The organism is Nocardia thailandica NBRC 100428, assembly GCF_000308795.1.
In the GTDB taxonomy this organism is placed as follows: Bacteria; Actinomycetota; Actinomycetes; order Mycobacteriales; family Mycobacteriaceae; genus Nocardia; species Nocardia thailandica.
On the sequence record NZ_BAGK01000208.1, the window covers coordinates 38,097 to 60,304 of the forward strand.

1 protein-coding gene (only partly in view) is annotated in these 22,208 nt (G+C 72.9%); it reads right to left on the minus strand.

What is annotated here, in order from left to right; all coding sequences use genetic code 11:
- Positions 1-22,208: part of a non-ribosomal peptide synthase/polyketide synthase coding region (locus ON36_RS23535; RefSeq protein WP_043657719.1), annotated on the minus strand (this coding region is incomplete at its 5' end). The annotated region extends 17,347 nt beyond the left edge of the window; the window shows 22,208 of its 39,555 annotated nt.

Consider the following 22,208-nt stretch of genomic DNA (forward strand, 5'->3'; position numbering starts at 1 on the left):
CCGGTGCGGTACATGCGGGCGCCGGGCACGAACGGGTCGGCCACGAAGCGGTCGGCGGTGAGGTCGGCGCGGCCGACGTACCCGCGCGCGAGCTGGATGCCCGCCAGGTACAGCTCACCCGCGACGCCCGGCGCGACCGGGTGCAGACGCGAATCCAGCACGTACGCCTGCGCGTTCAGCACGGGGCGGCCGATCGGCACCGCGCCCTGCACGTCCTCGGCGACCGGCGCGTAGGTGGCGTGCACGGTGAACTCGGTCGGGCCGTACAGGTTGTGCAGCGCGGCCGGGCTGACCCGGCGGAACGCGGCGACCACGTCGGAGGTGAAGGCCTCGCCGGCGATGAGCAGCGCGCGCAGCGACGCGAGCTGGGCGGGCTCCACCGAACCGGCGAACACCGACAGCATGGACGGCACGAACGAGGTGATGGTGACGCCCTCGGCCGCGACGACCTCGGCCAGGTAGGCCGGGTCGCGGTGACCGTCCGGGGTGGCGATCACCATGCGGGCGCCGACGGCCAGGGTGCCGAACAGCTCCCAGACCGACACGTCGAAGGTCTGCGGCGTCTTGAACAGCACCACGTCCTCGGCGTTCAGGTCGTATTCGCCGGTGATCCACCGGATCTGGTTCGCGGCGGCGGCGTGCGAGACCGCCACGCCCTTCGGGCGGCCGGTCGAACCCGAGGTGAAGATGACGTAGGCGGTGTTCGAACCGCGCAGCGGCGCACGGCGATCGGCGTCGGTGAGCTCGTTCTCGCCGTACCCGGTCAGGTCGACCTGGTCGACCGCCACGGTGCGCGCGCCCTCGGGCGCGAAATCGTCGGCGGAGGTGGTGAGCACGGCGACGGGACGCGCGGTCTCGAGGACGTAGGCGATGCGGTCGGCGGGCTGGTCGAGGTCGAGCGGCACGTAGGCGCCGCCGGCGGCGAGCACCGCGTACATGGCGACGACCAGGTCGGCCGAGCGGCGGATGCCCAGGGCGACCAGGGTTTCCGGGCCGACACCGAGGTCCACGAGCTTGCGCGCGAGCTGGTTGACCCGGGCGGAGAACTCACCGTAGGACAGAGTCGTCCCCTCGTAGGTGAGCGCGGGCGCGTACGGATCGGCCTCGACCGCGAGGGCGAAACGGTCCAGCAGCGTGGCGTCGGCGGCGGCGCCGATCCGGCCCGAGCCGAGGGCGACGGGCCGGTCGGCACCCCAGCCCGCCAGGACGAGGGCGCGTTCTCGATCGTCGAGCAGGTCGATGTCGCCGACCGCCCGTTCCGGCTGGGCCACAACGGCTTCCAGCAGGCGCACGAAGCGCTCGCCGAAGGCGGCCATGGTGTCCGCGTCGAAGAGGTCGGTGGCGTAGATCAGCTCGGCCACGATGCCCGACGGCGCATCCGCGGGCTTCTCGGTCAGCACGACCTGGAGATCGAACTTGGCCACATCGATCGGCAGGTCGACGCCCGAGACGGTCAGGCCGGGCAGTTCCAGGCTGTTCTGGGCATGGTTCTGGAAGGCAAGCATGACCTGGAACAGCGGGTGCCGCGCCTGCGAACGGGCCGGGTTGAGGATCTCCACCAGGCGCTCGAACGGCAGGTCGGCGTGGCCGAAGGAGGCGATGTCGGTGGCGCGGACCCGCGCGAGCAGGTCGGTGAAGCTCTCGGCGCCGTCGACCTCGGTGCGCAGCACCAGGGTGTTGACGAACATGCCGATGAGGTCGTCGAGGGCGCGCTCGCCGCGGCCCGCGATCGGGGTGCCGATGGCGATGTCGCCCTCGCCGGACAGGCGCGAGAGCAGGGTGGCCAGGGCGGCGTGCGCGACCATGAACAGCGTCGCGCCCCTGCCGCGGGCCAGCTCGGCCAGCGCGGCGTGGACGTCGGCGCCGATCTCGAAGGTGTGCGTGGCGCCGCGGCCCGAGGCGACGGCCGGGCGCGGCCGGTCGGCGGGCAGGTCGAGCTGCTCGGGCAGCCCGGCCAGGTGCCGGGACCAGTAGTCGATCTGGCGGGCGATGACCGAGGTGGCGTCGTCCTCGTCGCCGAGCACGGCACGCTGCCACAGGGCGAAGTCGGCGTACTGGACGTCCAGCGGACGCCACGCCGGTTCCGCGCCGTCGACGCGGGCGCCGTAGGCGATCATCACGTCCCGGGTCAGCGGGCCCATGGAGAAGCCGTCGGCCGAGATGTGGTGCACCACGAAGGCGAGCACGTGCTCGGTGGGGCTGATCTCGAACAGGCGCGCCCGGAACGGCACCTCGGCGGTGACGTCGAAGGCGGTCAGCACGAGGTCGGCGACCCGCTGCGGCAGTTCGGCCTCGGTGGTGTCGATCGGCGCGAGGTCGGGGATGACCTGGCCGGTCGGGACGATCACCTGGTGCGCGGCGCCGCCGTCGGCCTCCGGGTAGTAGGTGCGCAGCGATTCGTGCCGGGCCAGCACGTCGGCGACCGCGACCTGCAGGGCCTGGCGATCGAGCAGACCGGACAGGCGGACCGCGGCCGGGATGTTGTCCACCGCCGAGTCCGGATCGAAGCGATTGAGGAACCACATGCGCTGCTGCGCCAGCGACAGCGGCACCAGCGCCGGACGCTGCTGGGGCACCAGCGCGGCGCGGGTGCCCGCGCCCGTCTGCGATTCGGCGCGGGCGGCCAGCGCGGCCACCGTGGACGCCTCGAACAGTTCGCGCACGCCCAGGTCGACCTCGAGGGCGGCGGACAGGCGGGCGGCGACCTGGGTCGCGCTCAGCGAGTTGCCGCCGAGGGCGAAGAAGTCGTCGTCGAGGCCGGCCCGCTCCAGGCCGAGCACGTCGGCGAAGGTGGCCGCGACGATCTCCTCGACCGGGGTGGTCGGGGCGCGGAACTCCGCGGCCTCGAACACCGGCGCGGGCAGCGCCTTGCGGTCGAGCTTGCCGGAGGCGTTGAGCGGGAAGGCGTCCAGTTCGACGAACACCGCGGGCACCATGTAGGCGGGCAGGTTGTTCGCCAGCTGCTCGCGGGTGTCCTCGATGTCGACGGTGCGGCCCGGCGCGGCGATCACGTACGCGACGAGCTGGTCGCCGGTGTGCGCGTCGGAGCGGACGACGACCACCGACTGGGCGATCTCGTCGAGCCCGGTGAGCGCGGCCTCGATCTCGCCGAGCTCGATGCGCAGGCCGCGCAGCTTGACCTGGAAGTCGGTGCGGCCCAGGTACTCCAGCTCGCCGTGTTCGGTCCAGGTCACCAGGTCGCCGGTGCGGTACATGCGCGCGCCGTCGCCGGCGAACGGGTCGGCGACGAAACGGTCGGCGGACAGGTCCGGCCGCGCGACGTAGCCGCGCGCCAGCTGGGCGCCCGCCAGGTACAGCTCACCCGCGACGCCGACCGGCACCGGCCGCAGCCGCGCGTCGAGGACGAAGACCTGGGTGTTGTGGACCGGCGCGCCGATCGGCACGGTGTCGGTGTCGGCGTCGGTGACCTCGTGGAAGGTCACGTCGACCGCGGCCTCGGTCGGGCCGTACAGGTTGTGCAGCGCGGCGCCGGTCAGCTCGCGCAGGCGCTGCGCCGGCTTGGGCGGCAGCGCCTCGCCCGAGGCGAAGACCAGGCGCAGCGAATCGCAGTGCGCGGCCGCGGCGTCCGCGACGAACACCGCGAGCATGGACGGCACGAAGTGGGTGACCGTGACCCCCTCGCCGCGGATGACCTCGGCCAGGTAGGCGGGGTCGCGATGGCCGTCGGGCTTGGCGACGACCAGCCGCGCGCCGACCTGCAAGGGCCAGAAGAACTCCCACACCGACACGTCGAAGGTGGCGGGCGTCTTCTGCAGGACCACGTCGGCCGGGGTGAGGCCGTAGGCGTCCTGCATCCAGACCAGGCGGTTGACGATCGCGCCGTGGCTGACCGCCACGCCCTTCGGGCGGCCGGTCGAACCGGAGGTGAAGATGACGTAGGCGGTGTTGCCCGGGCGCAGCGGGGTGCGCCGCTCGGCCGAGCCGATGCGGGTCTCGGCGTAGCCGTGCAGGTCGAGCAGGTCGATGCGGACCTGGGCGGTGTCGATCTCGAGATCGTCACCGGAGGTCAGCACGCAGACCGGGTCGGCCGTGGCCAGGATGTACTCGGTGCGCTCGGCCGGGTGATCGGGGTCGAGCGGCACGTAGGCGCCGCCGGCCACGCTCACCGCGTACATGCCGACCACCAGGTCGATGGAGCGGCGCATGCCGAGCGCCACATAGCTCTCCGGGCCGACGCCGCGGTCGGTGAGCCAGCGGGCCAGGCGGTAGACCCTCGCCGCGAACTCGGCGTAGGTCAGCGTGGTGCCCTCGTAGCTGACCGCGGGCGCGTTCGGGGTGCGCGCGACCTGCGCCTCGAACAGCGAGACCAGGGTGGCGTTCGCGTCGACCGGGTGCTCGGTGGCGTTCCAGTCGCGCACCACCAGATCGCGTTCGGCGGCGTCGAGGAATTCGATGTCGCCGACCGGGCCCGCCGGGGCGGCGGTGATCGCGGTGAGCACGCGGACAAGGCGGTCCGCGACGCGGCGCACGGTCGCCTCGTCGAACAGGTCGCGCAGGTAGCCCGCGCGGATCCGCAGGCGCGAGTCCAGCTGGGCGATCAGGGTCAGCGGGTAGTGGGTGGCGTCGGCGGCGTCGAGGCCGGTGACGGCCATGCCGTCGATGTCGGCGGCCTGCGCCTTGATGCCCTCGGCGTCGACCGGGTAGGACTCGAAGACGACCAGCGAGTCGAACAGGCCGCCGATGCCCGCGGCGGACTGGATCTCGGCCAGGCCGACGTAGTGGTGGTCGAGCAGGTCGGCCTGCTCGCCCTGGGTGCGGGTCAGCAGCGAGCGCACCGATTCGGCGGCGTCGTAGCGCACCCGCACGGGCACGGTGTTGATGAACAGGCCGACCATCGACTCCACGCCGTGCAGCTGGGCGGGGCGGCCGGAGACGGTGGTGCCGAAGAGCACGTCGTCGCGTCCGGTCATGCGGCCGAGCACCAGGGCCCAACCCACCTGCAGCACCGTGTTCGGGGTGACGCCGAGCTCGGCGGCGAGGGCGACCAGGCGGCCGGTGACGGCCTCGTCCAGCTCGAAGTGGTACTCGCCGGACAGGTCGGTGATCTCGCGGCTCGCGTCGGCGCGGGCCAGCAGCGTCGGCTCGGTGACCCCCGCCAGGGCGGTGGTCCATGCGGCGACCGAGGCCGAATGGTCCTGCTGGGACACCCATTCCAGGAAGTACCGGTAGGAGCGCACCGCGGGCAGCGCGGTGGCGTCGCCGTGCAGGGCGTAGAGCGCGAGCAGGTCACGCATCAGCAGCGGGGTCGACCAGCCGTCCAGCAGGATGTGGTGGTTGGTCACGATGAAACGCCACTCGTCGGCGGCGACCCGCACCAGGGTGAAGCGGATGAGCGGCGGCGCGGTCAGGTCGAAGCGCGCCATCCGGTCGGCCTCGACGATGTCGGCGAATTCGCCGATGGCCGCGGTGCGATCGGCGGGCCCGGAGCCTTCGGCCGCACCGCCCGCGGGCACCGTGCGGTCGTGCTCGGTCCAGTCGACGCGGAGGTCGTCGATGACCAGCTGGACGGCGGTGCCGTCGTGGCCGGTGACGAAGGCGGTGCGCAGGCTGTCGTAGCGGTCGAGCAGCGCCTGGGCCGCGTTGCGCAGACGGGTGGCGTCGACGCGACCGGTCAGCGTCAGGACCGCCTGCGCGGTGTAGACGTCGACCGAGGTGGCGGCGAGGCGGGCGTGGAAGTACAGGCCCGCCTGCAGCGAGGCCAGCGGCCACACCTGGGCCAGGCCGTCGAAGGTCGCCTCCCACTGCTCGATCTCGCGCTGGGTGGTGCGCACGAGCGGGAAGTCCGACGGCGTGTGGCCGCCTGCCTCGGCCGACTCGGCGTGCCGGGCGACGGCCTCCAGCGCGGCGATCCACAGGTCGGCGAACTCGCGGACCTCGGCCTCGTCGAGCAGCGTGCTCGGGTAGCCGATGTTGGCGCTGAGCTTGTCGCCGACGACGATCGCGTTGACGTCGAGCGGGGCCATGGCGGGCATGTCGGCGTCGTACGCGCCGCCGAGGGCGGCCAGCTCGGGCGCGGGGATCCAGCCGAAACCGCGCAGGGCGTCGGGGACGTCGCTGTCGGCGACCCGGCCCAGGTAGTTGAAGCTGATCTGGCCGGGCAGTTCCGCGGGCAGCTGCCCGGCGGTCTCGGGGTTGAGGTAGCGCAGCATGCCGTAGCCGATGCCCTTGTCGGGCACGGCGAGCAGCTGTTCCTTGACCGCCTTGACGGCCTGTCCGGTCGCGGCGCCACCGGCGAGGGCGGCGTCGAGGTCGATACCGGCCAGGTCGAGGCGGACCGGGAAGATCGCGGTGAACCAGCCGACCGTGCGCGACAGGTCGGCGCCGGGCACGACCTCTTCCTCGCGGCCGTGACCCTCGAGGCGGACCAGCAGCTGGTCGCCGGTCGCACCCGCGCGGGCGGCGCGCCACTTGGCGGTGGCCAGGGCCAGCGCGGTGAGCAGGCCGTCGTTCACGCCGCCGTGGAACAGGGCGGGCACGGTGGTGAGCAGGGCGCGGGTGACCTCGGCGGACACCTCGACCGGCAGCTTGGCGATGACGCCGGAGACGTCGACCGCCGGGTCCATCGGGCGCGCGGTGAGCAGCGGGTCGGGGGTGTCGACGACCTCGCGCCAGAAGTCCAGTTCCGCGACGCGCTCGGGGCTGCGGGACTGCTCCGCCAGGGCGGTCGCCCAGGCACGCATGGAGGTCTCGGGAGCGACGAGCTCGGGCGCCTGCCCGGCCGACAACCTGCCCCAGGCGGCGACGAAGTCGGGCACAAGGATGCGCCAGGAGACGCCGTCGACCACGAGGTGGTGGGCGACGACGATCAGGCGACCCGCCCGGCGCTCGACCGGATCATGTTCGGCCGCAGGGCGATCCACCCCGGCCGGGGTCGACACGGTGGGCAGGGCCTTCGGCTCGAGCCAGACGAACCGCACGACGACGCCGGTGGCGGGGTCGAGCCGGTCCAGGCTCGCGTCCAGTGCGGCGGAGGCGATCTCGACGAGCTCGTCCTCGGTGGCCGACGGCGCGAACTCGGTGCGGTCGATCAGGGCGTCGATGTCGACGGTGCCGGGCGCGGCGGTCTGCACGATCCACTCGCCGTCGACCTGGTACAGGCGGGCGCGGAGCATGTCGTGGCGGTCGACGACCGCGCCGACGGTGGCGGCGATCCCGGCCCGGTCGATCCCGATCGGGAGTTCGAGGGCCATGGTCTGGTTGAACCGGCCGAAGCGTCCGGGCCGTTCGGCCATGAACCGGACGACCGGGGTGAGCGGCATGGTGCCGACGCCGCCGCCGGGCAGTTCGGCCAGGCGCGAGACGGTCGCCTCGGCGACGTCGGTGGTCTCGGCGACCGAGGCGAGCCCGGCGACCGTGCGCTGTTCGAAGACCTGGCGCGGGCTGAACACCACGCCGCGCGCCTTCGCCCGCGAGACCAGCTGGATGGAGACGATCGAGTCGCCGCCGAGGGCGAAGAACGAGTCGTCGACGCCGACGCGATCGACGCCGAGCACCTCGGCGAAGACCTCGGCGATGGTGGCCTCCAGCGACGTGCGGGCGGCGCGGAAGGTGACCTCGGTGGCGAAGACCGGCTCGGGCAGGGCCTTCCGGTCGAGCTTGCCGACCGGGGTCAGCGGCACGTGGTCGATCACCATGATCGACGACGGCACCATGTAGGCGGGCAGGCGATCGGACACGTGCGCGGTCAGCGCGGCCACGTCGATCGAGGTGCCCGGCGCGGCGACCACGTACGCGACGAGCGAGACCGCGCCCGCGGTGCTCTTGTGGCCGAGTGTGACGGCGAAGTCGACGGTGTCGTGGGAGGCGAGGGCCGAGTCGATCTCGCCGAGCTCGATGCGGAAACCGCGGATCTTGACCTGGAAGTCGGAGCGGCCGACGTATTCGACCGTCCCCTCCCGCGTCCAGCGCACGACGTCACCGGTGCGGTACATCCGCGCGCCGGGCACGTACGGGTCGGCGACGAACCGTTCGGCGGTCAGGCCGGGGCGGGCGTGGTAGCCGCGCGCCAGCTGGATGCCCGACAGGTAGAGCTCACCCGCGACACCCACCGGGACGGGCTGGAGCCGGGCGTCGAGGATCAGCGAGCGCATGCCGCGGGTCGGGCCACCGATGGTGACCGGCTCGCCCGGGGTCAGCGCGGCGCTGATGTTGGTCATGATGGTGGTCTCGGTCGGACCGTAACCGTTGTGGAAGCGGCGGATCGTGCCGTCGGCGCCGAGGGGAACCGCCCACTTGGTGACGAGGTCGGCCGGGACCGCCTCGCCGCCGGCGACGAGCACGCGCAGCGAGTCGAGTCCGCTGGGGTCGAAGGTGGCCAGCGCGGCCGGGGTGATGAAGGCGTGGGTGACCCGCTCGGCGCGGATCAGCTCCGACAGTTCCTCGCCGCCGTAGACGCCCGGCGGCACGACGACCAGCGCGCCGCCGCGCGCCAGCGCGAGCAGCAGCTCCAGGATGGAGGCGTCGAACGAGGGCGACGCGAAATGCAGTGCCCGCGTCGACGAATCGAGGTCGTAGCGCTTCGCCTGCTCCTCGCCGAAGTTCGCCAGGCCGGCGTGGGTGACCACGACGCCCTTGGGCACACCGGTGGAACCGGAGGTGTAGATGACGTAGGCGGGCTGGGCCGGGGTGGTCGGCCGGACCAGTTCGTCGTCGGCGATCGGGCCGCCGTCGAAGGCGTCCAGGTCGAGGTCGTCGAGGACCAGCCAGCGGGCCGACTCCGGCAGCCCGTCCCGCACGGCCGCGACCGTGAGGCCCAGGGGCGAGCCGGAATCGGTGACCATGTGGGCGATGCGGTCGGCCGGGTAGCTCGGGTCGACGGGGACGAAGGCGGCGCCGGTCTTGGCGACGGCCCACGCGGCGAAGACCGAGTCCGCCGAGCGCGGCACGCCGACGGCGACGAGGTCCTCGGCGCCGATGCCCTCGGCGATCAGCAGGCGCGCCAGGCGGTTCGAGCGCTCGTCCAGCTGGGCATAGGACAGAGCTGTCCCCTGGAACACGACGGCGGGACCGTCCGGGTTCTGCGCGACGGCGGCTTTCAGCAGCTCACGCAGGGTGCGCGGGGCGACGGCCGGTTCGCCGTCACGGGCGACGAGGTCGGCCCGCTCGGCGGCGTCGAGCACGTCGATGGCGCCGACGGCCACCGACGGGTCGGCGGCGACGGCCTCCAGGACGCGCTGCCAGCGCAGGGCCACGGCCGCGACGGTGTCCTCGTCGAACAGTTCGGTGGCATAGTTCAGGGCGAGCGCCATGGCGCCGTCGCCGGACTCCGACAGCGTGAACTGCAGGTCGAAACGGGCGACGCTCTCCTCGAGGTCGAGCGCGGCCACGGTCAGGCCCGGCAGCTCGAGGCGCGTGCGATCCAGGTTCTGGAAGGCGAGCATGACCTGGAACAGCGGGTTGCGCGACTGCGAGCGTTCCGGCGCGAGCAGCTCGACGAGCCGTTCGAAGGGCACGTCGGCGTTGCCGAAGGCGTCGAGGTCGGTGCGACGGTTGCGCTCGAGCAGGTCGGCGAACGACTCGCCCGGACGCACGCCGGTGCGCAGCACGAGGGTGTTGACGAACATGCCGACGAGGTCGTCGAGGGCCTGCTCGCCGCGGCCCGCGATCGGGGTGCCGACGGCGATGTCGTCGGAGCCCGACAGGCGCGACAGCAGCACCGCGAGCGCGGTGTGCATGACCATGAACAGCGAGGCGCCCTGGCGGCGGGCGATCTCGTCGAGCGCGGCGACCAGCTCGGCGGGCAGCTCGCGGTGCACCGAGGCGCCGCGGTGCGAGGCGACGGCCGGACGCGGCCGGTCGAACGGCAGGGTCAGCTCGTCGGGGGAGCCCGCCAGCTGACGCTGCCAGTAGGCGACCTGGCGCGACAGCAGCGAGTCCGGGTCGTCCTCGGTGCCGAGCACCTCGCGCTGCCAGACGGCGAAGTCGGCGTACTGCACGGGCAGCGGCGCCCAGCCGGGCACCGCGCCCTCGGCGCGGGCGGTGTAGGCGAGCATGACGTCGCGGGTCAGCGGGCCGATGGAGAAACCGTCGGCGGCGATGTGGTGCACGACGACGACGAGCACGTGCTCGTCGTGCTCGACCCGGTAGAGCCGGGCGCGCAGCGGAACCTCGTCGGCCACATCGAATCCCGTGGACGCGAAGGCGGTCACGGACGCGACCAGGTCCTCGGCGGTGACGGCGACCGGGCGCAGGTCGAGGGCGATGTCCTCGGCCGCGACGATCTCCTGCACCGGGGTGCCGCCGTGCTTGGCGACTGTACCGGCGGGCACGGAGGCGGTAGCGGAGCGTGACCACGCAGGGCCCTCGGGGAGGTCGCCGGTGAGCACCGGGTAGCGGGTGCGCAGCGACTCGTGGCGGCGGACCAGGTCGGCCAGGGCGAGGCGCAGCGCCTCGGTGTCGAGGGCGCCGGTGAGCCGGATGGCGACCGGCAGGTTGTAGGCCGCCGAGCTCGTGTCGTACTTGTTGAGGAACCACATGCGCTGCTGCGCGAAGGACAGCGGCACCAGTTCCCCGGCGGCGCGGTCGCGGGGCACCAGCGCGGCGCGGGCCGCGCTGCCGGTGTGCGACTCGACCCGGGTGGCCAGCGCGTCGACGGTGGACGCCTCGAACAGGGCGCGCACCGGGACGTTCACGCCGAGCGCCGCGCCGATGCGGGCGACGACGCGGGTCGCGATGAGCGAGTTGCCGCCGAGGTCGAAGAAGTCGTCGTCGACGCCGACCCGGTCGAGGCCGAGCACGTCGGCGAACACGCCGGCGACGGTCTCCTGGACCGGGGTGACCGGTGCCCGGAAGGCGCGGGCCTGCACCGCGGGCGCGGGCAGCGCGCGGCGGTCGAGCTTGCCGTTGACCGTCAGCGGGATCCACTCGAGGCGGACGACGGCCGAGGGCACCATGTAGGCGGGCAGCTGTTCCGCGGCGCCGTCGCGGACGGCGTCCAGATCCGGTTCGGCGCCGGCTTCGGCCACCACGTAGGCGACGATGCGCTGATCGCCCGGCTGGTCCTCGCGGACGACGACCGCGGCCTGGGCGACGCCGTCCTGGGCGAGGACCGCGGATTCGATCTCGCCGAGTTCGATGCGGAAGCCGCGCACCTTGACCTGGTCGTCGGCGCGGCCGAGGTATTCCAGCTCGCCGAACCGGTTCCAGCGCGCGAGGTCGCCGGAGCGGTAGAGGCGGCTGCCCGCGTCCTCGCGGTCCGCGAGCGGGTTGGCGACGAAGCGGGTCGCCGACAGGTCGGGGCGGCCGAGGTAGCCGCGCGCGAGCTGCGGTCCGGCGACGTACATCTCGCCCGCGACGCCGACCGGGACCGGGCGCAGGCGCGCGTCGAGCACGTACACGCTCAGGCCCGCGATGGCGCGGCCGACGAGGGAACCCGATGCCGCGGCGATGGTTTCCGCGTCGAGGGCCCGGAAGGACACGTGCACCGTCGTCTCGGTGATGCCGTACATGTTGACCAGCACGGGGCCGGTCGCGACGGCGTCCGGCGACGCGGCGTGCCCGTCGCCGTGCCGGGCCACCCAGTCGGCGAGGCGCCGCAGTTCCAGCGCCTCGCCGCCGAAGACGACGTAGCGCAGGGCGAGCGGCGTGCGGTCGGCGCTGTTCCGGTCGGCCTCGGCCAGCTGGTAGAAGGCCGAGGGGGTCTGGTTGAGCACGGTCACCCGCTCGACGCGCAGCAGTTCGAGGAACTGCTCGGGCGAGCGCGAGGTGTAGTAGTCGACGACGATCAGCGTGCCGCCGTAGAGCAGCGGGCCCCACAGCTCCCACACCGAGAAGTCGAAGGCGTAGGAGTGGAACAGGGTCCAGGTGTCGCCGGGGCCGAAACCGAAGTCGCGGTCGGTGTTGGCGAACAGCCGCACCACGTTGCGGTGGGCCACGGCGACGCCCTTGGGGCGGCCGGTGGAACCGGAGGTGTAGATGACGTAGGCGACGTGGTCGGGCGAGAGCGGCGCGCGGCGGTCGGCGTCGGTGACCGGGTGGTCGTCGGCGTCCTCGACGTTGCCCGTCTCGACGGCGAAACCGTCGAGGACGACCGACGGCAGCTCCGCGGGCACGGTGACCTGCACGGTCGAGTCGAGCACGACGCTGGTCGGCCGGGAGTCGGCCAGCACGTAGGCGATGCGCTCGGCCGGGTAGGTCGGATCGACGGGCACGTAGCCCGCGCCGGTCTTGACGACCGCGAGCAGCGCGACGACCAGGTCGAGCGAGCGCGGCAGGATCACCGCGACCAGCTTCTCCGGCCCGGCGCCGTCGGCGATGAGCCTGCGCGCCAGCACATTCGCGCGCCGGTCCAGTTCGGCGTAGGTCAGCGACTCGACACCGAACTTGGCGGCGATGCGGTCGGGATGGGCGGCCGCGGCCGCGTCGAACAGGTCGACCAGCGTGGTCGCGGGCTCGGCGAAGAGCCCGTGGCCGCCGTCGGCGCCCGAGGACACCCAGCGGCGCGCGACGTCCTGGTGCTCGGCCTCGCCGAGCAGGTCGATGTCGCCGACGACGACATCGGGGTTGTCGGCGACGCTGCGCAGGATGCGCACCAGCCGGTCGCCGAACGCGGCGACGGTCTCGCCGTCGAACAGGTCGGTGGCGTAGTTCCACGACAGCGCCAGCGCGCCGTCGGCGCTGTCGCCCACGGTCAGCTGGACGTCGAATTTCGCGGTGCCGGGGTCGAACTCGACGACCTCGAGGTCGAGCCCGGGCAGCTCGACGCGGCCCGCGTCGGCCGCGCCGGTCGCCTCGAAGGTGAGGGCGACCTGGAACAGCGGGTGGTGCGCCTGTGAGCGGGTGGGGCTGAGCACGTCGACCAGGCGCTCGAACGGCACGTCGGCGTGCGCGAAGGCGGACAGGTCGGTGCGCCGCACCTGCTCGAGCAGCTCGCCGAAGGTGGCGCCCAGGTTCACCTCGGTGCGCAGCACCAGGGTGTTGACGAACATGCCGACCAGCTCGTCGAGCGCGCGCTCGCCGCGCCCGGCGATCGGGGTGCCGATGGCGATGTCGGTGCTGTTGGACAGGCGCGCCGACCAGGTCGCCAGGGCCGCGTGCACGACCATGAACAGGGTGACGCCGCGGGCGCGGGCCACGTCCTCGAGACCGCGCCGCAGGTCGGCGTCGATCGAGAAGCGGTACACGTCACCGGCGTTGGTGGCGATCTCGGGGCGGGGACGGTCGGCGGGCAGCTCGATCTGGTCGGGCAGGTCGCGCAGTTGCCGGGTCCAGTAGCCGATCTGTTCGGCGGCCACCGACTCCGGGTCGTCCTCGTCGCCGAGGACCTCACGCTGCCACAGCGTGTAGTCGGCGTACTGGACCTCGAGCGGCGCCCAGCCGGGGATCTCGCCGCGGGTGCGCTCGGTGTAGGCGACCACCACGTCGCGCAGCATCGGGCGCAGCGAGAAGCCGTCGCCGCTGATGTGGTGCATGACCAGCACCAGGACGTGGTTCGCGCCGTGCCCCGCGGACTCGGCCGCGGTGGCGCCGCGCGACCGCGCGCCCGCCTCGCGAGCGCCGTCGTCGACGCGCAGCAGGGTGGCCTGGAACGGGATCTCGCGGGTGACGTCGAAGTGCACGCCCGCCAGCGCGACCACGCGGTCGAGCACCTGGTCGGCGCGGACCTGCTGCACGGGCAGCCGGAAGCCGACCTCGTCGATGGCCAGCACGTGCTGGAAGCCCGCGCCCTCGATCTCCGGGTAGACCGTGCGCAGCGCCTCGTGCCGGGCGATCACGTCGGTGATCGCGGCCTCGAGCGCGGCCGGGTCGAGGTCGCCGGTCAGGCGCAGCGCGACCGGGATGTTGTTGACCGCGGTGCGGTTGTCGAAGCGGTTGAGGAACCACATGCGCTGCTGCGCCTGCGACAGCGGCACGAGATCGGGCCGCGGGCGCACGGTGAGCGGCACCCGGCCGCCGCGGCCGGTGGCCGACTCCACCCGCGCCGACAGCGCGGCGACGGTGGCGGACTCGAAGAGCAGGCGCAGCGGCACCTGGGTGTCGAGGGCCTCGCTCAGCCGCGCCACCACGCGGGTGGCGATGAGCGAGTTGCCGCCGAGGGCGAAGAAGTCGTCGTCGAGGCCGACCCGCTCCACGCCGAGGACGTCGCCGAAGGTGGCGGCCACGATCTGCTGGACCGGGGTGACCGGCGCCTGGAAGGCGCGCGCGGCGAACACCGGCTCGGGCAGGGCCTTGCGATCCAGCTTGCCGGAGGCGTTGAGCGGGAACTCGGCCAGCACCACATACGCGGCGGGGACCATGTAGGACGGCAGTTCGGCGCCCAGGGCGAGGCCGAGCTGATCGATGTCGACGGTCGCGCCCGGCGCGGGAACGACGTAGGCGACCAGCTGGTCGCCGGTGTGCTCGTCGGCGCGGACCACCACCACCGACTGCGCGATCGACGGCTGCGCGACCAGGGCGGCCTCGATCTCGCCGAGCTCGATGCGCAGGCCGCGCAGCTTGACCTGGAAGTCGGTGCGGCCCAGGTACTCCAGCTCGCCGTGCGCGATGCGACCGGCGGGCCCGGAGGCGGTAGCAGAGCGTGACCCCGCAGGGCCCTCGGGAGTATCGCCATCGAACACCGCGGTCCAGGTGACCAGGTCGCCGGTGCGGTACATGCGCTCGCCCTCGGCGAACGGGTCGGCCACGAACCGGTCCATGGTGAGGTCGGGGCGGCCCACGTAGCCGTGCGCGAGCTGGACGCCCGCGAGATAGAGCTCACCCGCGACACCGACCGGGACGGGCCGCAGCCGCGAATCCAGCACGTAGAGACGGGTGTTGAACACCGGCGCGCCGATCGGCACGGTGGCGGTGTCGGCGTCGGTGACCTCGTGGAAGGTCACGTCGACCGCGGCCTCGGTCGGGCCGTACAGGTTGTGCAGCGCGGCGCCGGTCAGCTCGCGCAGGCGCTGCGCGGTCGGCGCGGGAAGCGCCTCGCCGGAGGCGAACACGTTGCGCAGCGAGACACACTCGGCGGCGAGGGGTTCGGTGACGAACACCGCCATCATCGACGGCACGAAGTGCGCGGTGGTGACCTGCTCGGACGCGATCAGGCGCGCCAGGTAGGCCGGGTCGCGGTGGCCGTCGGGCTTGGCGACGACCAGGCGCGCGCCGACCTGCAACGGCCAGAAGAACTCCCACACCGACACGTCGAAGGTCGCCGGGGTCTTCTGCAGCACCACGTCGTCGGCGGCCAGGCCGTAGGCGGCGTGCATCCACACCAGGCGGTTGACGATCGCGGCGTGGCTGACCGCCACGCCCTTGGGCCGGCCGGTCGAGCCGGAGGTGAAGATGACGTAGGCGGTGTTGTCCGAGCGCAGCGGGCGATGCCGGTCCGCGTCGGTCAGCGGCGCGTCCGAGTAGCCCGACAGGTCGAGGCGGTCGATGCGCACCTGGCCGCCGGCTCCCGCCGGTCGCCCCGCGGCGACCTGGGCGAAGTCCTCGCCCGAGGTCAGCACGCAGACCGGTCCCGCGGTGGCGAGGATGTGCTCGATGCGCTCGGCCGGGTGATCGGGGTCGAGCGGCACGTAGGCGCCGCCCGCCGCGGTGACCGCGTACATGCCGACCAGCAGGTCGATGGAGCGGCGCATGCCGAGCGCCACATAGCTCTCCGGACCGACCCCGGCGTCGACGAGCCAGCGCGCCAGGCGGTGTACCCGGCCGGCGAACTCGGCGTAGGACAGAGATGTCCCCTCGAAGGTGAGCGCGGTCGCCTCGGGCGTGCGCGCCACCTGCGCCTCGAACAGGGCGACCAGGGTGGCGGGGTCGTCGTTCTCCGCGGCGGCCGACAGGGCGGCGTCGACGGCGAATTCGGTGTCGTTCCAGCGGTCCAGGACCAGGGTGCGCTCGGCGGCGTCGAGCAGGTCGAGGTCGCCGACGGCGGCCGACGGGTCGGCCACGACCGCGGCGAGCACCCGCAGCAGGCGCGCGCCGAAGGCGGCCGCGTACCCCGCGTCGAACAGGTCGGTGGCGTAGACGAGTTCGGCGTCCATGCGGGCGTCGTCCTCGCCGGGCACCTCGCTCAGGGCCAGCTGCAGGTCGAACTTGGCGGTGTGCGCGTCGATCCCGAGCTCGGAGACCGTCAGCCCGGGCAGTTCCAGCGTGCCGCGGCCCAGGTTCTGGAACGACAGCATGACCTGGAACAGCGGGTGCCGCGACTGCGAACGCGCCGGGTTGAGCACCTCGACCAGCCGCTCGAACGGCACGTCGGCGTGGGCGAAGGCGGCCAGGTCGCGCTCGCGGACATGCGCGAGCAGCTCGGTGAACGAGGCCGACGGCTCGACCGCGGTGCGCAGCACCAGCGTGTTGACGAACATGCCGACCAGGTCGTCCAGCGCCTGCTCGCCACGACCGGCGACCGGGATGCCGACCGCGATGTCGACGGCGCCCGACAGGCGAGACAGCAGCGCGGCGAAGGCGCTGTGCACCACCATGAACAGGGTGGTGCCGTGCTCGTGGGCGACCCGGTTCAGCGCCTCGACGAGCTCGCCGGGCACCTCGAAGCGGTGCGTGCCCGCCTGGTAGGTGGGCTGGGCCGGACGCGGGGTGTGCGCGAGACGCAGCTCGTCGGGCAGGTCGGCCAGCGTGGTGCGCCAGTAGTCGAGCTGCTCGGAGATCAGCGACGTCGGATCGTCCTCGGAGCCGAGCACCTCGCGCTGCCACAGCGCGTAGTCGACGTACTGCACGTCGAGCGGCGGCCAGCCCGGTTCGGTGTTCGAGGTGCGGGCGACATAGGCGGTCATCAGATCCCGTACCAGCGGGCGCAGCGAGAAGCCGTCGGCGCTGATGTGGTGCACGACGAGGACCAGCACGTGCTCGCGCTCGCCGAGCTCGTAGACGCGCAGCCGGACCGGCACCTCGGCGGTGACGTCGAACCCGCGGCGGGCGAACTCGTAGAGCGAGGCCGCCATGTCGGTCTCGTCGGCCTCGACCAGCTCCAGTTCGGGAATCGCCTTGGCGGCGGGCAGGACCCGCTGGTAGGCGGTGCCGTCGTGGCCGCCGGTCGCGGCGCGCGACCCCGTCTGCCCCTCGGCGGTGCCCATGTACACCGGGTAGACCGTGCGCAGCGTCTCGTGACGGCCGATCACGTCGGCGACCGCGCCGCGCAGGGCCGCCAGGTCGAGCAGGCCCTGCAGGCGCACCGCGACCGGGATGTTGTAGGTCCCCGCGTCGGTGGCGGCACCGGCGGAGGTGTCGGCGCCCCAGGCGTCGAACCGGTTGAGGAACCACATGCGCTGCTGTGCCAGCGACAGCGGCGGGTGTTCCGGCCGCTGCCGGGCGGTCAGCGCGGCACGCTGGCCGGAACCCGCGTGCGACTCCACCCGCGCGGCCAGCCCGGCCACGGTGGGCGCCTCGAACAGGGCGCGCACACCGACCTCGGCGTTCAGCGCGGCACTGAGGCGGGCCGCGACCTGGGTCGCGACCAGCGAGTTGCCGCCGAGCTCGAAGAAGTCGTCGTCCACGCCGACCCGCTCGACCCCGAGCAGGTCGGAGAAGATCTCGGCGACGATCTCCTCGATCGGGGTCGAGGCGGCGCGGAACCGCTTGGCCTCGAACACCGGCGCGGGCAGCGCCTTGCGGTCGAGCTTGCCCGAGGCGTTGAGCGGGAACTCCTCGAGCACGACGAGGGCCGCGGGCACCATGTAGGCGGGCAGCTCCCCCGCCACCGCGTTCTTGAGCGCGGTGGCGTCGAGGGCCGTGCCCGGCTCGCCGACCACGTAGCCGACCAGCTGGTCGCCCGCGTGCGCGTCCCCGCGCACCACGACGACCGACTGCGCGACGCCCGGCTGGGCGAGCAGGGTCGCCTCGATCTCGCCGAGCTCGATGCGCAGGCCGCGCAGCTTGACCTGGAAGTCGGTGCGTCCCAGGTACTCCAGCTCACCGACGGTCACGCGGCTGTTGCGCGACCAGGCGGGGCTGTCGGTCTCGATGGTCTCGGGGACCGCGACCCAGGTGACGAGGTCACCGGTGCGGTACATGCGCGAACCGGCGGGGCCGTAGGGGTTGGCCACGAAACGGTCGGCGGTCAGGTCGGGGCGGTTGAGGTAGCCGACCGCGAGCTGGTCGCCCGCCAGATACAGCTCACCCGCGACACCGGGGGCGACGGGGTGCAGACGCGAATCCAGCACGAACACCTTGGTGTTCCACACCGGGCGGCCGATCGGCACCGACTCGACGTCGGCGTCGACCACCTCGTGATAGGTCACGTCGACCGCGGCCTCGGTGGGGCCGTACAGGTTGTGCAGGCGGGCGCCGGTCAGCTCGCGCAGGCGCTGCGCGGTCGGCGCGGGCAGCGCCTCACCGGAGGCGAAGACCTGCCGCAGCCGCATCGCGGGGCCGCCGTTGCCGTTCCCGCCGCCGAGGGTCGCCACGAACACCGACAGCATCGAGGGCACGAAGTGCGCGGTGGTGATGCCCTGCTCGGCGATGATCTGGGCCAGGTAGACCGGGTCGCGGTGCCCGTCGGGCTTCGCGACGACCAGGCGCGCGCCGGTCTGCAAGGGCCAGAAGAACTCCCACACCGACACGTCGAAGGTCGCCGGGGTCTTCTGCAGCACCGCGTCGGCGTTGCCGATCGGGTACTCGTGCTGCATCCACAGCAGCCGGTTGACGATGGCGTCGTGCGCCACCGCGACACCCTTGGGGCGGCCGGTGGAACCCGAGGTGAAGATCACGTAGGCGGTGTTGTCCGCCCGCAGCGGACGCAGCCGCTCGCCGTCGGCGATCGGCCCGTCGGCCGAATCGCCGTACCCCGGACGGTTCTCGATCTCCTCGACCGTGACGACGGGCACGGTGCCCACCGGCGCGTCGCGTCGGGTGGTGAGCACGAGCTTCGGCTCGGCCGTGTCGAGGATGTGGCCGATGCGGTCGGCCGGCTGGTCCGGATCGAGCGGCACGTAGGCGGCGCCCGCGTAGAGCACCGCGTACATCGCGACCACCAGTTCGGTGGAGCGCCGGATCGCCAGGGCCACATGGTCGCCCGGGCCGACGCCGTCGGCGATGAGCGCGCGCGCGAGCCGCGCGGCCCGCTGCTGCAGCTCGCGATAGGTCAGTTCCTCGGCCTCGTAGACCAGGGCGACCGCCGCGGGCGTGGCGAGCACCTGCGCGTCGAACAGCGACACCAGGGTGGTGGAGTCGGGGACACCGAGCGCGTGCGTGGTGTCGTTCCAGTCGACCAGCACCTGGGCGTGCTCTTCGGGCGCGAGCAGGTCGATGTCACCGACCGCGACGTCCGGATCGGCGACCACGGCGGCAAGCACCGCGTCGAGCCTGCGGGCGAACGCCGCGACCGTGGCTTCCTCGAACAGGTCGAGGGCGTAGGAGAACTCGGCCGCCATGCCGCCGGGCTCGCCGTCGGACTCCTGGACCTCGGTCAGGGTCAGCTGCAGGTCGAACTTGGCCAGCTGCGGGTCGTAGTCGATCCCGCTGACCGAGAGGCCGGGCAGCTGCAGCGAGGCCTGCTTGGTGTTCTGGAAGGCGAGCATCACCTGGAACAGCGGGTGCCGCGCCTGCGAACGGGCCGGGTTGAGCACCTCGACGAGGCGCTCGAAGGGCACGTCGGCGTGGGCGAAGGCCTGCAGGTCGGTCTCGCGCGCCTGATCGAGCAGGGCCGCGAAGGTGGTGGCGGGCTCGACCTCGGTACGCAGCACCAGGGTGTTGACGAACATGCCGACCAGCTCGTCGAGCGCCTGGTCGCCGCGGCCCGCCACCGGGGTGCCGATGGCGATGTCGGTCGTCGCCGAGGACCGCGCGAGCAGCACCGCCAGCGCGCTGTGCATGACCATGAACAGCGAGGCGTTGTAGCGGCGGCCCAGCTCGACCAGCGCCTGCTGGGTCTCCCCCGAGATGACGAAACTGTAGGTGCCGCCCCGGTAGGACGCCACCGGCGGGCGCGGGTGGTCGGCGGGCAGCACCAGCTCGTCGGGCAGATCGGCGAGTTCGGCCTTCCAGTAGGCGATCTCGGAGGAGATCAGCGAGGCCGGATCGTCCTCGGAACCGAGCACCTCGCGCTGCCACAACGCGTAATCGGCGTACTGGACCGGCAGTTCGGCCCAGCTCGGCGCCTCCCACGACGTACGCGCCGCGTAGGCCACGATGACGTCGCGCGACAGCGGCGCCATCGACCAGCCGTCGGCGGAGATGTGGTGCACCACCATGCCGAGCACGTACTCGGTCTCGCTGATCTCGAAGAGCCGCGCGTGCAGCGGCACCTCGCTGGTGACGTCGAAGGCCATCGACGCCAGGTCGATCAGGTGATCGATGAGGGTGTCCTCGGTGACCCGGTACGGGGTCAGGTCGGGCACGATCTGGGCGGCGTCGAGCACCACCTGCACCGGGCCCGCGCCGGTCTCGGGGAACACCGTGCGCAGCGACTCGTGCCGGTCGATCACGTCGATGACCGCGACCTGCAGCGCCGCCACGTCGAGCTCGCCGGAGAGCCGGATGGCGACGGGGATGTTGTTGACCGCCGAGGAGGTGTCGAAGCGGTTGAGGAACCACATGCGCTGCTGGGCCAGCGACAGCGGCACCCGGTCGGGCCGCTCGCGGGCGACCAGCGCCTTGCGGGCACCGTCACCGGCCTGCGACTCCACCCGCGCGGCCAGCGCGGCCACGGTGGAGGCCTCGAACAGCATGCGCACCGGGACACGGGTGTCCAGGGCGCTGCCGATGCGGGAGGCCACCTGGGTGGCCAGCAGCGAGTTGCCGCCGAGGTCGAAGAAGTCGTCCTCGACACCGACGCGCGGCAGCTCGAGCACGTCGGCGAAGATCTGGGCGACGATCTGCTCGATCGGGGTGGTCGGCGCGCGGAACTCGCGCACCTCGAACACCGGCGCGGGCAGCGCGCGCCGATCCAGCTTGCCGTTGACGGTCAGCGGGACCGCGTCGAGCACCATGATCGACGAGGGCACCATGTAGGCGGGCAGGCGAAGGCCGACGTGCTCCGCCAGCTCCGCGGTGTCGATCGAGCGGCCGGGCGCGGCCACGACGTAGGACACCAGCGAGGTGGTGCCGACCTTGTTCTTGTGGCCGATGCTCACCGCGAAGTCGACGGCCTCGTGGCTCGACAGCGCCGAGTCGATCTCGCCGAGCTCGATGCGGAAACCGCGGACCTTGACCTGGAAGTCGGAGCGACCGACGTAGTCGACCGTGCCGTCCTGCGTCCAGCGCACGACGTCGCCGGTGCGGTACATGCGCTCGCCGGGCACGTACGGGTTGGCGACGAAACGGTCGGCGGTCAGCGCGGCGCGCGCGTGATAGCCGCGGGCCAGGGCGACGCCCGACAGATAGAGCTCACCCGCGACACCCACCGGAACGGGCCGCAGGCGGTCGTCGAGGATCAGCGAACGGGTGCCGCGGATGGGACCGCCGATGGTGGCGCGGTCGCCGGGCAGCAGCGCGTCGCTGATGTCGGTGGCCACGGTCGCCTCGGTCGGGCCGTACATGTTGTGGAAGGCGCGCACGGTGCCGTCGGGCAGCGGGACCGCCCACTTACCGATCAGCTCGGCGGGCACCGCCTCGCCGCCCGCCATCAGCACGCGCAGGTCGGTCAGGCCGCGGACGTCGAAGCTGGCCAGCGCCGCCGGGGTGATGAAGGCGTGCGTGACCTCCTCGGTGATGAGGATCTCGCGCAGTTCGTCGCCGCCGTAGATGCCGGGCGGGGCGATGACCAGCGCGCCGCCGCCGCCGATGGCGAGCAGCAGCTCGAGCACCGAGGCGTCGAACGAGGGTGAGGCGAAGTGCAGGGCGCGGGTGGTCGAATCGAGGCCGAAACGCTCGACCTGCTCGGCGCAGAAGTTGGCCACGCCCGCGTGGGTCACCACGACGCCCTTGGGCACACCCGTGGAACCGGAGGTGTAGATGACGTAGGCGGGCTGGGCCGGCGAGGTCGGGCGGACCAGCTCGTCCGCGGTGAGCGGGGTCTCCGGGTAGCCGTCGAGGTCGAGTTCGTCGATCTCGAGCCAGCGCACCGAACCGGGCAGGTCCTCGGCCTCGCCCGCGAGGGCGAGACCGACGGCGATCCCGGCGTCGGTCACCATGTGCAGGATGCGGTCGGCCGGGTAGCTCGGGTCGACCGGCAGGTAGGCCGCGCCGGTCTTGGCGACCGACCACACCGCGAGCACCGACTCCACCGAGCGCGGCACCGCCACGGCGACGAAATCCTCGGCGCCGAGGCCGTTCTCGATGAGCAGCCGGGCGATCTGGTTGGAGCGGCG